Here is a 17548-nt window from a genome sequence, read left to right on the forward strand (position 1 = left end):
CCGCGATGCCCGCCCTCGCGCAGTTCATTGGCGCCAACGCCCTGCCCTTGCTGGCTGGCCTGATCGTCGCGGCTGGCCTCTTCACGCGTCTGCTGTGGCAGCGAGCGTTGCGCTATCAGGCCTCGGTGAATGCCAGGCCGTTGACGATCGTCGGCCTGGGCGTCGCAGTGCTGGCACTGGTGTTGTTTCTGATCGTGGCCAGCCTGCTGAGCCGCATCAGCATCTTCGATGCCTTGCTGGCCAACGAGCTGCGCAGAACCATTTCACGGCCGATGCTGCAGGCCATTTTCGCGATCACGCAATTTGGCAATTTCATGACCTTGCTGGCAGTCGTCATCGGCGTGGCGCTGGCGCTGTTGCTGCGTCGACGTTGGCTGGAGCTGGGCGCCTGGCTGATCGCCACTGCCGGCAATGGCTTGCTGAATCGCGCCCTGAAGTTGTCGTTCGAGCGGGCGCGGCCGCTCTACGACCATGGCCTGGTGATTGAACCGAGCTACAGCTTTCCGAGCGGCCACGCCTCCGGTTCGCTGGCGGTCTACGGCATGTTGACCTGGCTGCTGCTGCATTGGCTGCCGGCACCGGCACGGCTGCCGCTGCTGATCGGAACGACGACCCTGATCCTGCTGATCGGCTTCAGCCGGGTGCTGCTGCAGGTGCATTACTTCAGCGACGTTATTGCCGGCTTCGCGTCGGCAGCCGCGTGGCTGAGCCTTTGCATCGTCGTCGCAGAACGGCTGCGGCAGCGGCAGGTCTGTCGAGCATGAGCCGATGCTTGCAGATCCTGTTGACGGCGGTCCTCGCGATCGCCTTGCTACCGGCAATCGCTACTGCGGAAACCGTGAAGCTGGCCGACGGCGTATTCGCCGATCTCGGCAGCCATGACGCGATCGTCCCGGCCAACCGTGGCGAGATTGCCAACAGCGGGCTGATCGTCGGCAACCGTGGCGCACTGGCGATCGACAGCGGCGTGTCGCAGGTCCACGGCGAACGGCTGCATGCAGCCTGGACGACGCGCAGCAACAAGCCGATCGTAGCGCTGCTGCTGACCCAGCCGATCCAGGAATTCCTGTTCGGTGCCGGCGCTTTCCGAGCCCACGGCGTGCCGGTGCTGGCCTCGCCGGATGCCGCGAAGCTGATGCGGCAGCGCTGCGAGAACTGCCTGACCCATCTGCGCGAACTGCTGCCCGGCGGCTTGATGAAGGGCACGGTATTGATCACGCCGGACCGGGATATCGACGTTCGTGCGCCGATCGATCTCGGCGGGCGCCAAGTCACGCTGATCGACGGTGGCCAAGCCACCACTCCAGGCACGCTCGCCGTATTTGATCGCCAGTCCGGCATCTTGTTCGCGGGCGGCCTGATCGCCAGTCAGCGCATTCCCAGCTTGCGCGATGCCCGCGTCGTCAACTGGATCACCGCGCTCGAAGCGCTGCGCCAGCTGCCGCTGAAGCGCATCGTGCCGGGCTTCGGGCCGGTCGGCGATCTGCGCCAGATCGATGCGATGCAGCGCTATCTGCGGCAGATCGACGCTGCCGTGCGCAGCGAATATCAACGCGGTGCCAGCCTGCTCGAAGCCTCGGCCCGCGTACGTCTACCGGAGTTCGCAGGCTGGCAGCAGTACGACCTCATTCACCCGCAGAACGTGCAGTACCTGTATCGCCAGCTCGAGGATCAGGAGTTCAGGTGATCGCCCGACGTGATCGCCGCTTGGCCAAACAGCTGTTCGAGCATCGCGTCACCTCGCTCCAGCACAAAGTAGCGGAACGCTTCCGCCGCCGGCGACAGGCTCAGCGCGCCAAGGCTGACCACATGCCAGGCGCGCCGCAGCGGCAGGCCGACGACATCGAGCACTACCAGCTGCCCGGCCTGCAGCTCCAGACCGAGTGTGTGCAGCGACAGCAGGGTCAGGCCCATATTGGCGATCACGGCCTGCTTGATCGTTTCATTGCTGTCCATTTCCATGATCGCCGGCGGCGCGATGCGCTGTTCCTTGAAGAAGGCTTCCATCGCCGCGCGGGTGCCTGAACCGCTCTCGCGGACGATGAACAGCTCGCGATCCAGCCGCGCCGGCGGGATCGCTTTCTTGCCGACCAGCGGGTGATCGACGGCCGCGATCACCGCCAGCGGATTCGCCGCAAACGCTTCGGCGCGCACAGCGAGTTCGCGCGGCGGCCGGCCCATGATCGCCAGATCGATCTCGCGATCGTGCAGCTGGCGATCAAGCTGATCGCGATTGCCCACCGTGAGCCGCACGTCGACGCCCGGATAGTCCTTGCGGAACTGCGCCAGCAGCCGCGGCACGAAGTACTGCGCGGTGCCGACCATGCCGACCGTGATCCGCCCGGCCTGCACGCCGCGCAGGCGGGCGATGGTGTCCTCAGCTTCCTTGAGCGTGGCGATCACCCGGCGGGCGTAGACCAGCAGGTACTCGCCGGTGGTGGTCAGGCTCATCGAACGGCCGCTGCGCTCGAACACCGGCAGGCCGATCGCGGTCTCCAGATCGCGGATCTGCATCGACACCGCCGGCGCGGTCAGATGCAATTCTTCGGCCGCGCGGGCAAAGCTCAGGTGGCGAGCCGCGGTAGCAAAGGTTCGAAGCTGGCGCAGGCTGAGGTTTAACATCAGAAAACCTTATTCAACGATGCAGATATCGTGAATTTACCTTAACTGATGTGAGCCGTACCTTCCTCCCCATCGAAGCACAGCCAACGCCAAGAGGAAGACGCGATGAACGATGCAATGACCAGCGATGACAAACAGATCACCGACGGCAAGAAGCGTTATGCCGCTGGCGTGCTGAAGTACAAGCAGATGGGCTACTGGCAGCCCGACTACGTGCCGAAAGATACCGACGTGATCGCGATGTTCCGCATCACGCCGCAGGAAGGTGTGCCGGCCGACGAATGCGCCGCCGCCGTTGCCGGTGAATCCTCGACCGCGACCTGGACCGTGGTCTGGACCGATCGCCTGACCGCTTGCGAGCTGTATCGCGCCAAGGCCTTTCGCGTCGACCCGGTACCGAACACCGGACCCGGCACCAAGACCGAACAGCAGCATTTCGCCTACATCGCCTATGACCTCGATCTGTTCGAGGGCGGCTCGATCGCCAACCTCACCGCGTCGATCATCGGCAACGTCTTCGGCTTCAAGGCTGTGAAGGCGCTGCGTCTGGAAGACATGCGCATTCCGGTCGCCTACCTGAAGACCTTCCAGGGCCCGGCCACCGGCATCGTCGTGGAGCGCGAGCGTCTCGACAAGTTCGGCCGTCCGCTGCTCGGCGCCACCACCAAGCCGAAGCTTGGCCTCTCGGGCCGCAACTATGGTCGCGTCGTCTATGAAGGCCTGAAGGGCGGTCTGGACTTCATGAAGGACGACGAGAACATCAACTCGCAGCCGTTCATGCACTGGCGTGATCGCTTCCTGTACTGCATGGAAGCCGTCAACAAGGCATCCGCCGCGACCGGTGAAGTGAAGGGCCATTACCTCAACGTCACCGCCGGCACGATGGAAGAGATGTACGAGCGCGCCGAGTTTGCCAAGCAGCTGGGCTCGGTCATCATCATGATCGACCTCGTGATCGGCTACACCGCGATCCAGTCGATGGCCAAGTGGGCGCGCAAGAACGACATGATCCTGCACTTGCACCGTGCCGGTAACTCGACCTATTCACGCCAGAAGAACCATGGCATGAACTTCCGCGTGATCTGCAAGTGGATGCGCATGGCCGGCGTCGATCACATCCACGCCGGAACGGTGGTCGGCAAGCTGGAAGGCGATCCGCTGATGATCAAGGGCTTCTACGACACGCTGCGCGAAACGCACACGCCGCAAAGCCTCGAGACCGGTCTGTTCTTCGAGCAGGATTGGGCCTCTCTGAACAAGGTCATGCCGGTGGCTTCCGGCGGCATCCATGCCGGCCAGATGCATCAGCTGCTGACCTACCTCGGTGATGACGTCGTACTGCAATTCGGTGGCGGCACCATCGGCCATCCGCAGGGCATCCAGGCTGGTGCGACGGCCAACCGCGTGGCGCTCGAAGCGATGGTCATGGCCCGTAACGAAGGCCGCGACATCTGGAACGAGGGCCCGCAGATTCTTCGCGACGCCGGCCGCTGGTGCACGCCGCTGAAGCAGGCGCTCGATGTCTGGGGCGATGTCAGCTTCAACTACGAGTCGACCGATACCGCCGACTACGCACCGACCGCCACCGCCAGCGTCTGAGCCAGGAGAAACCATCATGATGACCAACACCAATCAGCGCGTGACTCAGGGGCAGTTCTCGTTCCTGCCGGAACTGACCGATGCCCAGATCACGTCGCAGATCGAATATGCCTTGAACAAAAGCTGGTCGATCGGTATCGAGTACACCGACGATCCGCATCCGCGCAACACCTACTGGGAAATGTTCGGCAACCCGATGTTCGACCTGAAGGACGCCGCCGGCGCCCTGATGGAAATCAACAGCGCACGCAAGACGTTTCCGGACCACTACATCCGCGTCACCGCTTTCGATGCCACGCGTGGTGTCGAGTCACCGACCATGTCGTACATCGTCAACCGTCCTGCGAAGGAGCCGGGTTTCGGCTTGGTTCGCCAGGAAACCGAAGGCCGTTCGGTGCGCTACACCATTCACTCCTACGCCACCGACAAGGGCGAAGGCGAGCGGTATTGAAGCCATGAAGCAGGGGATCACCTCGGCCGAGCCGGCCGAGGTGATCCCCATTACAGGCAGCATTTCAAGCGGAGGCAACCGTGGACAATACCCAGACCGTTGACCTCCAGGCGATCGTTCGTGATTCGAACGTCTCCGAGGTTCTTGACCAACTCGACCGTGAACTGGTCGGCCTGGCACCGGTGAAGCGGCGTATCCGCGAGATCGCCGCGTATCTCGCCGTGACCCGTGCCCGCAAGGCGCTGGGGCTGGAAGCGAGCCCGCCGAGCCTGCACATGTGCTTCACCGGCAATCCCGGCACCGGCAAGACCACGGTGGCGCTGCGGATGGCAGAAATCCTGCATCGTCTCGGCTATGTGCGCAAAGGCCATGTCGTGTCGGTGACTCGCGATGACCTGGTCGGCCAGTACATCGGCCATACCGCGCCGAAGACCAAGGAAGTGCTGAAGAAGGCGATGGGCGGCGTGCTGTTCATCGACGAGGCCTATTACCTGTACCGGCCGGAAAACGAGCGCGACTATGGTCAGGAATCGATCGAAATCTTGTTGCAGGTGATGGAGAACAACCGGGACGACCTGGTGGTCATCCTGGCCGGCTACAAGAACCGGATGGATACCTTTTTCAGCTCGAACCCCGGCATGTCGTCACGGATCGCTCATCACATCGATTTCCCCGATTACTCTCAGCCGGAACTGCTGTCGATCGCCAGCAAGATGGTGGGCGCCATGAACTATCGTTTCGATGGCGACGCCGAAGTTGCCATGGGCGACTACATCGAACGGCGGCTCAAGCAGCCGAATTTCGCCAACGCCCGCTCGGTGCGCAATGCGCTGGACCGCGCCCGGCTGCGTCAGGCCAACCGCCTGTTCGCCGGCGTCGGCGATGGCGAGCTGAATGTCACCGCGCAAGATCTCAGCACGTTGGTTGCGTCCGATATCCTCGCGTCCCGCGTGTTCGACGCCGACACCGCTGCACCACCCTGAGGGACGCGCCATGTATCTCGGAAGAACCACGCTGTCGAAGTTTCTGATCGAGCAGCTGCACGAACTGGACGACAACGGCCAGCTCGCCGGCCTGCTGGTCGACGTGGCAGCGGCGGTGAAGTCGATCGCGGCGATGACCGCCAAAGGCGCGCTCGGCGGCTTCCATGGCGCCATCGACAACACCAACGTTCAGGGCGAGATTCAGAAGAAGCTCGACGTGCTGTCGAACGACGCCTTGATCGACGCCTGTGAATGGGGCGGCATGCTTGCCGGCATGGTTTCGGAGGAAATGGAAGAGCCGATCCAGATTCCGGCCGAGTTCAAGCGTGGCCGCTACCTGCTGAACTTCGATCCGCTCGATGGCTCATCGAATATCGACGTCAACGTGTCGGTCGGCACCATCTTCTCGGTGCTGGTGCATGACAAGGACGCGCCGCCGACGGTCGAGGATTTCCTCCAGGAAGGCCGCCGCCAGGTTGCTGCCGGTTACGCGATCTATGGACCGGCGACGATGCTGGTGATCACCGTTGGCAAGGGCACGCACGCGTTCACGCTCGATCGCGAGATCGGCAACTTCATCCTCACTCACGAGAACCTGCGCATTCCGCCGGACACCAGCGAGTTCGCGATCAACACCTCGAACGAGCGCTTCTGGGAACCGCCGATCTCTCGTTACGTCGAGGAATGCAAGGCTGGCAAGACCGGTGTGCGCGGTCGCGATTTCAACATGCGCTGGATCGCCTCGATGGTGGCCGACGTGCATCGCATCCTGATGCGCGGCGGCGTATTCATGTACCCGCGCGACACCAAGGACCCGGCCAAGGTCGGCCGTCTGCGCCTGCTGTACGAAGCCAATCCGATCGGCTTCATCGTCGAGCAGGCCGGCGGCGCGGCCAGCTACGGCCGTGGCGCCATCCTCGATCACGCCGCGGATTCCGCGCACCAGCGCATCGCCGTGATCCTCGGCTCGAAGAACGAAGTCGAGCGCATCGAGCGCTATCACGCCGAACACGACAGCGGCGCCGACCGTCCCTATGCCTCGCCCCTGTTCAAGGACCGCTCGCTGTATCGCTCCGAAGTCTGATTTCTACAAAACCTATGGGCACCACCGAGTGCCCGGCGTCCTCCAGAGGGGAGACACACCATGTCTGTGAAACATCCGGTGATCGCGGTGACCGGCTCCTCAGGAGCTGGCACCACGACGGTAATGAAGGCGTTCCAGCACATCTTCCGGCGTGAAAAGATCAAGCCGGGCGTGGTCGAGGGCGATTCATTCCATCGCTACGATCGCAAAGGCATGCGCGCGCAGCTGAAGGACGAAGAAGCCAAGGGCAATACCCACTTCAGTCACTTTGGACCGGGCGCCAATCTGATCGCCGAACTGGAAACGCTATTCAAGACCTACGGCGCGACCGGCACGGGCAAGGTCCGCAAGTACCTGCACGACGCCGACGAAGCCGCGCCCCACAAGCAGGATCCGGGCACGTTCACGCCCTGGACCGACATGGAACCGGGTTCGGACCTGCTGTTCTACGAAGGCCTGCATGGCGGCTACAAGGATGACGAGCACAACGTCGCCAAGCACGCCGACCTGTTGATCGGCGTGGTGCCGATCATCAACCTGGAGTGGATCCAGAAGCTGCATCGCGACCAGAACATGCGCGGCTACTCGCAGGAAGCGGTGGTCGAAACCATCCTGCGCCGGATGCCGGACTACGTGAATCATCTGTGCCCGCAGTTCTCGCGCACCCACGTCAATTTCCAGCGCGTGCCGACCGTGGATACCAGCAATCCGTTCATCGCCCGGGACATCCCGACAGCCGATGAAAGCATGCTGGTGATCCGCTTCGCCGACCCGAAAGGCATCGATTTCCAGTACCTGCTGAGCATGCTGGCCGGCTCGATGATGACCCGGCCAAACAACATCGTCTGTCCGGGTGGCAAAATGTCGCTCGCGATGCAGATGATCTTCACGCCGATGATCCTGCGTCTGATGGACAAGAAGCGCCGCGCCTGACCCTGACGCGACCCACAACACTTCCGAAATCGCCATGACCCAGACCCTGACCGCAGCCGACCGTCGCCGGCTTGCCAACGCCATCCGCTTCCTCGCCATCGATGGCGTCGAAGCCGCCAAGTCCGGCCATCCCGGCATGCCGATGGGCATGGCCGATCTCACCGAAGTGCTGTGGCGGGATTACCTCAAGCACAGCCCGAACAACCCGAAGTGGCCGGATCGAGATCGCTTCGTGATTTCCAATGGCCATGGTTCGATGCTGCATTACGCAGCGCTCCACCTGTCCGGCTACGACCTGCCGATCGCCGAGCTGAAGGCCTTCCGCCAGCTGCATTCGAAGACCGCCGGCCATCCGGAATACGGCATCACGCCCGGTGTCGAAACCACCACCGGCCCGCTCGGCCAGGGCATCGCCAATGCCGTCGGCATGGCGCTCGCCGAAAAGATGCTTGCCGCCCGCTACAACCGCGACGGCCACACCATCGTCGACCACCACACCTACGTGCTGTTGGGCGACGGCTGCCTGATGGAAGGCATCAGCCATGAAGCCTGCTCGCTGGCCGGCGTGTTCGGCCTGAACAAGCTGGTGGCCTATTACGACGACAACGGCATCTCCATCGACGGCCACGTCGAAGGCTGGTTCCGCGACGATACCGCCGCCCGCTTCCGCGCCTACGGCTGGCACGTGGTCGGCCCGATCGATGGCCACGACGTGGCGGCCATCGATGCCGCCAACCGTGAAGCGCAGGCGCAGACCGCGAAACCGACGATGATCATCTGCCGCACCAAGATCGGCTGGGGCTCGCCGAACAAGGTCGGCACCGAGGAAGTGCACGGTGCTGCGCTCGGCGCCGCCGAAGTCGCCGCCACCCGCGCCGCACTCGGCTGGGAATACGGCCCGTTCGAGATTCCCGAAGACATCCGCACCGCCTGGGATGCCCGCGCCGCCGGTGCTGCCAGGGAAGCCGCCTGGAATGCCGCATTCGCGAAGTACGCCGCCGCCTTCCCGACCGAGGCCGAAGAATTCACCCGCGCCCAGCGCGGCTATCTGCCGAAGGACTGGCTGAAGACCTCGCAGGAACTGCTCGCCGCTGCACGCGCCGTGACCGCGCCCGTCGCCACCCGCAAGTCCTCGCAGGTCGCGCTCGAAACCCTGGTGCCGAAGATTCCGGAACTGCTCGGTGGCTCGGCCGATCTCACCGGTTCGAACCTGACCGCGGCGAAGGCCAGCGCCTCGTTCCACACCGTCGGCGCGATCGGCAACTACGTCAGCTACGGCGTTCGTGAATTCGGCATGGCCGCGCTCATGAACGGCATCGTCCTGCACGGCGGCTTCATCCCGTACGGCGGCACCTTCGCTGTGTTCTCGGACTACATGCGCAACGGCATGCGCATGAGCGCGCTGATGAAGCAGCGGGTGATCTACGTGCTGACCCACGACTCGATCGGCCTCGGCGAAGACGGCCCTACCCATCAGCCGGTCGAGCACGCGGCTGCACTGCGCGCGATTCCGAACCTCGATGTCTGGCGTCCCTGCGATGCGCTGGAGACGGCGGTGTCCTGGAAGGCTTCGCTCGAGCGTCACAACGGCCCATCGGCGCTGCTGCTGTCGCGCCAGAATCTGGCCCAGCAGAAGCATGGCGAGGACGGCGAAGACCTGATCGCCCGCGGCGGCTACGTGCTCAGCGAGCCGGAGCTGAATCTCGACGTGCTGCTGCTCGCCACCGGCTCGGAAGTGTCGCTGGCGATGGCCGCACAGACGCAGCTCGCTGCGCTCGGTATCGGTGCCCGCGTGGTGTCGATGCCGTCGACCGACGTCTTCGATCGCCAGCCGGCCGCCTACCGGGCCAGCGTGCTGCCGCGAAACATCCCGCGCGTGGCCGTTGAAGCCGCGACCTCGGACAGCTGGTGGAAGTACATCGGCCTCGATGGCGCTTTCGTCGGCATGAACAGCTTCGGCGAATCGGCACCGGCACCGGCGCTGTACGACTACTTCGGCATCACCTCCGCTGCGGTCACCAAAGCGGCGCAGCGGGTGGTCGAGGCCAACGTCGAAACGCCGGCCGTCGAACTGTCGACCAACTGATGACAGTCATCGCCACCGACCGTCCGTTCGATGCGGTGCTGTTCGATCTCGACGGCACCCTGCTCGAAACAGCACCGGAAATCGCGGCGGCGGTGAACCTGTCAATTGCCGATCAGGGCTTGCCGCCGGCCGATACCGATGCCGTGCGCTTCTTCATCGGCCACGGCGTTCGCCAGACCATCGCCAAGGCTTATGACACGGTGGCTTCGGCGAGCACGACGGCCGAGAAGCGCGAAGCCGACATCGATGCCGCGCTGATCCGCTTCGAACACCATTACGGCCGGCTTGCGCCACTGAGCCAGCCGTTTGCCGACACGGTTTCGACCTTGGTCAGCCTGCGCGCGGCCGGCGTCAAATGCGCGATCGTGTCGAACAAGGAAACCCGTTTCGTCGAGCAGCTGCTGGCCGATGGGCCGCTGCCGGCGCTGATCGATCTGGTGGTCTGCGGCGATACCCTGGCGCAGAAGAAACCGGACGCCGCACCGGCGCTGCATGCAATGGCCGCCTTCGGCAGCAGCCGCGAACGCACCTTGCTGGTCGGCGATTCGTCGATCGACGTCGCCTGCGCCCGCAATGCCGGCATCACCGTCTGGATGGTGCCTTACGGCTACAACGGCGGGCATCCGGCGGCCGAAGCTGGCGCCGATCGCGTCATCGACACCCTGACCGAGGTTGCCCATGCCTGTTCCGGCACCGGGGCGGTCTCGGTTAATCTTGCAAACGGATTTCCATCCGTCCCCCACAAACCATAAGAGAGCGTTCATGGCACTGATTTCACTGCGCCAATTGCTGGACCACGCCGCCGAGCACAGCTACGGCCTGCCCGCGTTCAACGTCAACAACATGGAGCAGGTGCAGGCGATCATGCAAGCCGCCGAAGCCTGCGACAGCCCGGTGATCCTCCAGGCCTCCGCCGGTGCCCGCAAGTACGCCGGCGAACCGTTCCTGCGTCATCTGATCGAAGCGGCGATTGAGTCCTACCCGCATATCCCGATCTGCATGCACCAGGACCACGGCGCCAGCCCGGCGTCCTGCCAGGCCTCGATCCGCTCGGGCTTCTCGAGCGTGATGATGGACGGCTCGCTGAAGGAAGATCAGAAGACTCCGGCCGACTACGACTACAACGTCCGCGTCACCGCCCGTGTCGTCGAAATGGCGCATGCCGTCGGCGTATCGGTGGAAGGCGAACTCGGCTGTCTCGGCTCCTTGGAATCCGGCATGGCCGGTGAAGAGGATGGCGTCGGCGCCGAAGGCGTGCTCGATCATTCCCAGCTGCTGACCGATCCGGATGAAGCCGCCCGCTTCGTCGCTTCGACCCAGGTCGATGCGCTGGCCATCGCCATCGGCACCAGCCATGGCGCCTACAAGTTCACCCGTCCGCCCACCGGCGACGTGCTGGCGATCAGCCAGGTCAAGGCGATCCACGCCCGCATCCCGAACACCCATCTGGTGATGCACGGTTCGTCGAGCGTGCCGCAGGAATGGCTGGAAATCATTCGCCAATACGGCGGCAACATCAAGGAAACCTACGGCGTGCCGGTCGAGGAAATCCGCGAGGGCATCAAGCACGGCGTGCGCAAGATCAACATCGACACCGACATCCGTCTGGCGATGACTGGCGCAATCCGCCGCGCGCTCGGCCAGAAGCCGGAAGAGTTCGATCCGCGTTACTTCCTGAAGCTGGCCACGGCGGCTGCGAAGGACATCGTCAAGCTGCGCTTCGATGCTTTCGAAAGCTCGGGCAAGGCTTCGAAGATCAAGGTCATCGGCATGGATGCGATGGCCACGCGTTACGTGAAGGGCGAGCTGAACGCCGTCGTCCACTAAGCGTCGCGGTCTGATTGAAAGCCGCCCGGTTGCGATGCAGCCGGGCGGCTTTTTTGTGGCGGGTCTCCTTCCTCCGTGCACGGGGGAAGGGGTTATAGGGCGCGACACAAACACTGTCCCGAATTCGAGACAGTGCCGTAAAGGGCCGACCCGCTACTTCAAAATAAATTCACGAAAACAAAGGCTTGTCGCCTATCCTGAGGTCCTCGCCTCACGGCATGCTTTCTGCCTTTCGCCGCCATGCTGCTGACTGCCCCGCGCCTGCTGCTCGCCATCTCGCTGATCGCGGCGGGTGCCGCGCGGCCGGTGATCGCAGCGGCACAGCCCCCTCGCCCTTCTCTGTCGCCGCTGGCCTCGTCCTGCCAGGGCTGCCATCAGCCCGCCGTCAATGCCGGGACGATGCCGGCGCTTGATCGCTACACAGCCGCCAGGATCGCCGCCAGCCTGCGCGCCGCGCGCGATCAGCCCGAGCCGGGGTCGATCATGGCCCGCTTTGCACAGCATCTGAGCGATGCCGAGATCGATGCCCTGGCCACCGAACTGGGCAGGCCCGGGAAAGCAGGTACGCAGCCATGAGCCTGTCGCGTCGGCAACTGCTGCAGACCGCATTCGCTGCGACCCTGTTGCCCGCCACCGGGCCCGCGTCCGCGGCCCGGCACAAGGCAAGGATCATCGTCATCGGCGCCGGCTTCGGTGGCGCCACCTGCGCGAAGATGCTGCGGCGGCTCGCGCCGGCCAGCGACGTGCTGCTGATCGACGCGCGCGCGTCCTGGTGCACCGGCCCGTTCACCAATCTGGCGCTGACCGGCCTGCGCAGCATCGCCAGCATCACCCGCCATACCGCCGACATCGGCCGTGCTCACGGCGTGCGGACCTTGATCGATGAAGTCACCGATATCGATCCGGTCAGCCGCACGGTAAGCACGGCGGGTGGCAAGCGCCTGGTCGCCGATCGCATCGTGCTATCGCCCGGCATCGCGATGCGCTGGGGCGTGATCGAAGGCCTGACCGCGGAACTCAGCGGGGCGATGCCGCATGCCTGGCTCGGCGATGCGCAGGTGCAGTCGCTGCGCGAGCGCATCGACACCGTCCCCGACGGCGGCACCATCCTGATCGGCGCGCCGGCCAATCCCTATCGCTGCCCGCCCGGCCCCTACGAGCGCGCCAGCCTGATCGCCGAACATCTGCTGAAAACCGGGCGCGCGCGGACCAAGATCCTGATCGCCGATGCCAAGGATGACTTCACCAAGCGGTCGCTGTTTCTCGCCGAATGGGACGAGCGCTACGGCGCGATGATCGAATGGATACCGCGCGCCAAGGGCGGCGAAGTGACCAGAGTCGACACTGCCACCGGGGAAGTCTGGCTGCGCGACGCCAGCACGCCGATCGCGACCCACCTCGCTTCTATCGTCCCGCCGCAGCAGGCCGCAGCGATCGCCGGGCGCGCCGCGCTGGCTGACGAATCGGGCTGGTGCCCGGTCAATCCGCAGAGCTTCGAGTCGACCCTGCACGCCGGCATCCACGTGCTGGGCGATGCCGCGATTGCCGCGCCGATGCCGAAATCGGCCTTCGCCGCAAACAGCCAGGCCAAGCTCTGCGCGACGGCGATAGCGGCCGCCCTCGATGGTCGTCCCGCACCTGATGCCCGCATGATCAACACCTGTTACAGCCTGGTTGCCGAGGACGCAGCGATCTCGGTTTCCGGTTTCTATTCCGCCGCCAGCGGCCGTATCGCGATCGTTTCGGAAGGAGTCAGTCCATTGACTGCCCCGGACGGTCTGCGCCGGCGTGAAGCGGCTCAAGCCCGTGACTGGTATGAAAGCATTTCGACTGACAGCTTCGGCAAATCCGCGTAATCGCGTCGAAGCGCTGCGCAGCAATGATCCGGCCGGCATCGGCTGGCATCGCTGGCTGCTGATCTTCGGTGCGTCCGCGTACGGCATCTATCTGGGCTTCGATACCGGCTACATCCCGCTGCTGCTGTTCGGCGATCCGACCAAGCTGACCCTGGCCGTCGGCGTGCTCTATCTGATCGCCACGACCTATGTCGGCATCCAGGCCTGGGAGCTGTCGCGCCAGTACGACATCCTGCTCGACCACGCGGCCGGCCGGCCGACGCCGGAACATTCCTGGACCACCGATTTCGTCGCCGAACGCCGTGGCCTGAGCAGCACCGAAGTGACCGCGCTCGGCGATCTGCTGCACGAGCGGATCAAGGGCCGCACCGAGCTGGGCTGGTTCTCGGCCGGCCTGCACATCAAGCTCGGCCTGCTCGGCACGGTGATCGGCTTCGTGATCATGCTCGGCTCGCTCGGCAGTGCCGGCGATCTGCAGGCGCAGGGCCTGGATTCGCTGATCCGCGGCATGGGTGTCGGCATGCGGGTGTCGCTGTATCACACGATCGCCGGCCTGATCGGCTCGATGATGATCGGCATCCAGATGCTGGCCATCGACCGCTCGGCCGATCGCCTGTTCGCGCTGATCATCACCCTGCCCGACGCAGACGCGGCGCGCTGAATCCGAGCCAGGCAAACCGATGGCCTCCCGCCGTTCCAGCAACCGCCAGCACTACGAGGTGGATCCGTTCACGGATCTGCTGTTCAACGTGCTGATGGGTTTCACGATGCTGCTGTTCATGATGCTGATCAACCTCAACCCGCCGTCGAAGAAGACCGGCGTGGTCGACACCAAGGCGGAGTTCATCGTCACCACCACCTGGCCCGATGGCTCGGAGGACGACATCGATACCTGGGTCGAAGGCGGTGATGGCGAGGTGGTCTGGTTCCGCCATCCGGATGCCGGCCTGATGCATCTGGATCGCGATGATCGCGGTATTTCCAACGACACCATCACCGTCAACGGCCAGAAGATCATCAATCCGCTGAACCAGGAAGTGGTGACCCTGCGTGGCAAGACGCCAGGCGAATACACGGTCAACATCAACAACTACAAGTCGACCTCGAAAGGCCCGGTGCCGGTGCAGGTCAACGTGGTCAAGGTCAATCCGGTGCTGCGGGTCATCTACTACGACACCATCATGCTGACTCGCCAGGGCGAGGAAAAGACCGCCGTTCGCTTCACCGTGACGCCGGACGGCAATGTCGTCAACGTCAACACGCTGCAGAAATCGCTGGTCAAGTCGCGCGACTGACATCCACTAGAAAAATATCCCACTCATGTCCAACGGACTCGTGCTGCTGTCGATGCTGTACTTCCTGGTCGCCCTGCTGGCGCTGGCCCTGCTGATCCGCACCCGGCTGTCGCCGCGGCTGAAAACGACGCTGATCATCGCCTTCGTCGGCATGGCGATGTTGAGCCAGCGTGGCTGGAAGCAGATGGCCGGCTGGCCGACAGACAGCCCGCTGCCGGACCGTTTCCTGTATCACGCAGCCAGCGTCCGCGAACCGAACGCGGCCACCGGCGATCCGGGCCTGATCCACATCTGGGCCACCGAGCTGACGCCGGACGGTCCGGCTGCCGAGCCGCGCGCCTACGTGTTGCCGTATGCCGCGGAAGACCAGAAGCAGATCCAGGACGCCCGCGAGCGCCAGCGCCAGCAGGGCCTGCCGCAGATCGGTCGCAAGGGCGGCGCCCGCAATCAGTCGAACGTGGTGTCGGACGCCAAGCGCAGCGCCGGCGCCCTGCCCAGCTTCACGCTCGGCGATCTGCCCGATCCGGCGCTGCCGGAAAAGTGAGGCCTGCGATGAACGTCGCTTGCCGAATCACCCTGGCGTTTGCAGCTGCGGCCGTGCTGCTGGCTGGCTGCAGCAAGGGCCCGTCGCCGATCTATTTTCCGCTCGACAAGGGCCGCAGCTGGACCTACGAACTGATCGAGGCGAATCCGCTGGGTACCAAAACCGAGCGCTTCGAGATGAGCAACGGCGGCCGTCGCGAGCGCAACGGCGAAACCTTCTATCTGCGCCGCAACAGCCTCGGCAGCGAGTACTGGCTGAAGCTCGACGACAAGAACATCGTCCGCACCGGCCTGCGTACCACCGTCGAGTTCGAACCGCGCGACGACGCCGTGCCGCGCACGGTGATGCCGATCGCGCCGAAGCTCGGCGACAGCTGGGAAAGCCCCAGCCAGCCGTTCATCCTGGAACGCGCCGTGCCATTCCGCGAACGCTTCCTGCATCACGATTCGGTGCGCTTCACACTGCTGATGAAGGTGACTTCGATCAGCGAAGAGGTGACGGTGGCTGCGGGCACCTTCAAGAACTGTCTCAAGGTCGAAGGCGACGCGCCGATCAACATACTCGCCGATCCCCGCCTTGGCGCTTCGGAAGTCGTGGTGCGCCACACCGAGTGGTATGCGCCCGGCGTCGGGTTGATCAAGCTGAAACGCGAGGAGCCGCTGGAAACCACGCAGATCGTCGGTGGCGAAGTGACGATGGAGTTGCTGGACTACCACGACTGATCCCGGTCGCCGCCGCTGGCGGAAGGACTGCTACGGTGCCGACATGAAAACGAGACGATGCTTCGCGTTCGCCGCCGGCTTCCTGCTGCTGACCTCCGTTGCCGCGCAACCGCTGCTGCAGCCTGATGCCAGGCCAGCGGTCATTCCGTTTCAGCTTGAAGGCGCCAACATCGTCATCAACGTCGAACTGGCGCCGGGCCGCAAGCTGCCCTTCATGTTCGACAGCGGACTGTCGAATGGCAACCTCGTGACCCCCGAAGTCGCCAAGGCGCTGGGCTTGAAAGCGAGCGCGAAGCAAGGCGTCAACGACGCCAGCGGCGACCACAACGCGGCCACGCTAGCCACCGCGCCGAGCATCCGCATCGGCAGTGCCAGCTTGAGCAAACAGACCTTTGCGATCGTCGCTATTCCCGAGCAGGTCACCCAGCGGTCGGGCAAGCCACCGCTGGCCGGTTTCATCGGCGCTCCGCTGCTGGAAAACGCGGTGCTGTGCATCGACTACGAGCATCAGCGGATGCAGCGCTGGGCGCGCCGAGATTTCGATAGCCGTGGTCTGACGTCGGTACCGATGACGCTCAATCACGGGCTGCCGACGATCGTCGTCACCATCGATGGGGCCAAGGCCCGGTTGATCGTCGATTCCGGCAACAACGGCGCGGTGGTCGTCTATCCGGCTTTCGCGGCCAAGCATGATTTCCGCAAACGCTATCCGGATCTGGTCGCCCATTCAGGCAGCGATGGCAGCGGGCAGGATTTCGAAGTGCTCAACGGCGAAGCCAAGATCGTCGCGATCAGCCCGGAAGCCAGCTTCCAGCTGGCACCGCTGACCGTGATGCCGCAGGGCATGGACCCCGCGTGGGGTATCGATGGCATGGTCGGCTTCGAGGTGCTTTCGCGGCTGAATCCCTGCCTGGATCGCGACGGCCAGCGCTTTTTATTCAGGGTCGAATAGAACCGGCCAAGCCAGGCGCTACTTCGTGGGATGCGGCAAGGGCACTGTCGCCGACAGGCCGAGCGCTTTCGACTCCGCTGCCTTCCAGCGTCCCAGCTTCACGGTGACCGGTACTTCGGCGTCGAGCAGCTGCAGCTTCTGTTCGGACTGGAACAGCGGCTCGGTCTTGTAGCTGGTCTCTTCGGCGCTGGCGGTCACGGCGGGATCGACCGCTTTCCGGCGCAGCATCGTCGAGGCGTAGTCCGGATTCTCGGGGCTGACCAAGGGTTCAGCGGGCTGCGCGCGAACGCTCAGATCGAGCGTCGACGGCTTTGCTTTCCGCTTCGGCGCTTTTCGCTTTTTGGCTTTCGGCTGCGCTGCCGGCTTGGCGGCGGCTTCCACAGAAGGCTCAGCAGCTATCGCGGTGGCAACCGGGTAAAGCAGCAGGCCCGCTGCAAGCACAGCACCAAGCGTAATCCCGGTCTTGCTCAGCATCGGTGATTTCATCGTCGGCCTCCAAGCCAAGCGCCATCACGGGTGACTGGTTTGCTGCAGCCTGCACACCCGGCAGGGCTGCAGCAATTTCACCACCGTCGTTTCGGCAATGCAACGGCA

General features: G+C 64.2%; 19 protein-coding genes. 17 read left to right on the forward strand and 2 right to left on the reverse strand.

Annotated features, from left to right (window positions below; all coding sequences use genetic code 11):
* Positions 1-5 precede the first annotated feature (5 nt).
* Together QZY06_RS13295 and QZY06_RS13300 are read left to right on the forward strand one after the other, a co-directional pair.
* Positions 6-764 (forward strand): phosphatase PAP2 family protein, encoded by a 759-nt coding sequence (locus QZY06_RS13295; RefSeq protein WP_295685212.1) that lies wholly within the window; start codon positions 6-8, stop codon positions 762-764.
* Between the two features lie 8 nt (positions 765-772).
* Positions 773-1687: an MBL fold metallo-hydrolase gene (locus tag QZY06_RS13300; RefSeq protein ID WP_295685214.1), complete on the forward strand. Its 915-nt coding sequence runs from the start codon at positions 773-775 to the stop codon at positions 1685-1687.
* Here QZY06_RS13300 and QZY06_RS13305 read toward each other — a convergent pair.
* Positions 1672-2622, reverse strand: coding sequence for a LysR family transcriptional regulator (locus QZY06_RS13305; protein ID WP_295685215.1), 951 nt, complete (start codon positions 2620-2622; stop codon positions 1672-1674). The genes QZY06_RS13300 and QZY06_RS13305 overlap by 16 nt on opposite strands.
* A 105-nt stretch (positions 2623-2727) precedes the next feature.
* Here QZY06_RS13305 and QZY06_RS13310 point away from each other — a divergent pair, with 105 nt between their 5' ends.
* From QZY06_RS13310 to QZY06_RS13380, 15 genes are all read left to right on the forward strand, one after another.
* On the forward strand, positions 2728-4221 hold the full coding sequence (locus QZY06_RS13310; protein ID WP_295685218.1) for a ribulose-bisphosphate carboxylase large subunit: 1494 nt from the start codon (positions 2728-2730) through the stop codon (positions 4219-4221).
* Positions 4222-4237: 16 nt separating this feature from the next.
* Positions 4238-4672, forward strand: a complete 435-nt coding sequence (locus QZY06_RS13315) for a ribulose bisphosphate carboxylase small subunit (RefSeq protein ID WP_295685220.1) — start codon at positions 4238-4240, stop codon at positions 4670-4672.
* An 80-nt stretch (positions 4673-4752) separates the two neighbouring features.
* Complete coding sequence (gene cbbX / locus QZY06_RS13320; RefSeq protein ID WP_295685223.1) at positions 4753-5655, forward strand: CbbX protein; 903 nt, start codon at positions 4753-4755, stop codon at positions 5653-5655.
* A gap of 10 nt (positions 5656-5665) precedes the next feature.
* Entirely contained in the window at positions 5666-6739 is a 1074-nt protein-coding gene (locus QZY06_RS13325) for a class 1 fructose-bisphosphatase (protein ID WP_295685226.1), read from the forward strand.
* Between the two features lie 60 nt (positions 6740-6799).
* Positions 6800-7672, forward strand: a complete 873-nt coding sequence (locus tag QZY06_RS13330; protein WP_295685227.1) for a phosphoribulokinase — start codon at positions 6800-6802, stop codon at positions 7670-7672.
* Positions 7673-7706: 34 nt separating this feature from the next.
* Positions 7707-9758, forward strand: coding sequence for a transketolase (gene tkt / locus QZY06_RS13335; protein WP_295685229.1), 2052 nt, complete (start codon positions 7707-7709; stop codon positions 9756-9758).
* Positions 9758-10510, forward strand: coding sequence for an HAD-IA family hydrolase (locus QZY06_RS13340; RefSeq protein WP_295685231.1), 753 nt, complete (start codon positions 9758-9760; stop codon positions 10508-10510). The genes tkt and QZY06_RS13340 overlap by 1 nt, the downstream gene beginning before the upstream one ends.
* A gap of 10 nt (positions 10511-10520) precedes the next feature.
* Positions 10521-11585, forward strand: coding sequence for a class II fructose-bisphosphate aldolase (fba, locus tag QZY06_RS13345; protein ID WP_022975247.1), 1065 nt, complete (start codon positions 10521-10523; stop codon positions 11583-11585).
* A gap of 240 nt (positions 11586-11825) precedes the next feature.
* Positions 11826-12161: a hypothetical protein gene (locus QZY06_RS13350; protein WP_295685236.1), complete on the forward strand. Its 336-nt coding sequence runs from the start codon at positions 11826-11828 to the stop codon at positions 12159-12161.
* Complete coding sequence (locus QZY06_RS13355) at positions 12158-13441, forward strand: NAD(P)/FAD-dependent oxidoreductase (RefSeq protein ID WP_295685239.1); 1284 nt, start codon at positions 12158-12160, stop codon at positions 13439-13441. Before QZY06_RS13350 ends, QZY06_RS13355 begins: the two co-directional genes overlap by 4 nt.
* Positions 13401-14102 carry a MotA/TolQ/ExbB proton channel family protein gene (locus QZY06_RS13360; protein ID WP_295685242.1) on the forward strand — a complete coding sequence of 234 codons (702 nt, stop codon included), beginning with the start codon at positions 13401-13403 and terminating at the stop codon, positions 14100-14102. The genes QZY06_RS13355 and QZY06_RS13360 overlap by 41 nt, the downstream gene beginning before the upstream one ends.
* 19 nt (positions 14103-14121) lie before the next feature.
* Positions 14122-14736, forward strand: coding sequence for a hypothetical protein (locus QZY06_RS13365; RefSeq protein WP_295685246.1), 615 nt, complete (start codon positions 14122-14124; stop codon positions 14734-14736).
* A 25-nt stretch (positions 14737-14761) separates the two neighbouring features.
* Positions 14762-15280, forward strand: coding sequence for a hypothetical protein (locus tag QZY06_RS13370; RefSeq protein WP_295685250.1), 519 nt, complete (start codon positions 14762-14764; stop codon positions 15278-15280).
* A gap of 8 nt (positions 15281-15288) precedes the next feature.
* Entirely contained in the window at positions 15289-16002 is a 714-nt protein-coding gene (locus QZY06_RS13375; protein ID WP_295685254.1) for a hypothetical protein, read from the forward strand.
* Positions 16003-16045: 43 nt separating this feature from the next.
* Positions 16046-16954, forward strand: a complete 909-nt coding sequence (locus tag QZY06_RS13380; protein ID WP_295685257.1) for a retropepsin-like aspartic protease — start codon at positions 16046-16048, stop codon at positions 16952-16954.
* 18 nt (positions 16955-16972) lie between these two features.
* On the opposite strand, the gene QZY06_RS13385 is transcribed toward QZY06_RS13380, so the two are convergent.
* Complete coding sequence (locus tag QZY06_RS13385) at positions 16973-17440, reverse strand: hypothetical protein (protein ID WP_295685260.1); 468 nt, start codon at positions 17438-17440, stop codon at positions 16973-16975.
* Positions 17441-17548: the final 108 nt, after the last annotated feature.

This window comes from uncultured Nevskia sp., from assembly GCF_903885465.1.
GTDB lineage: Bacteria > Pseudomonadota > Gammaproteobacteria > Nevskiales > Nevskiaceae > Nevskia.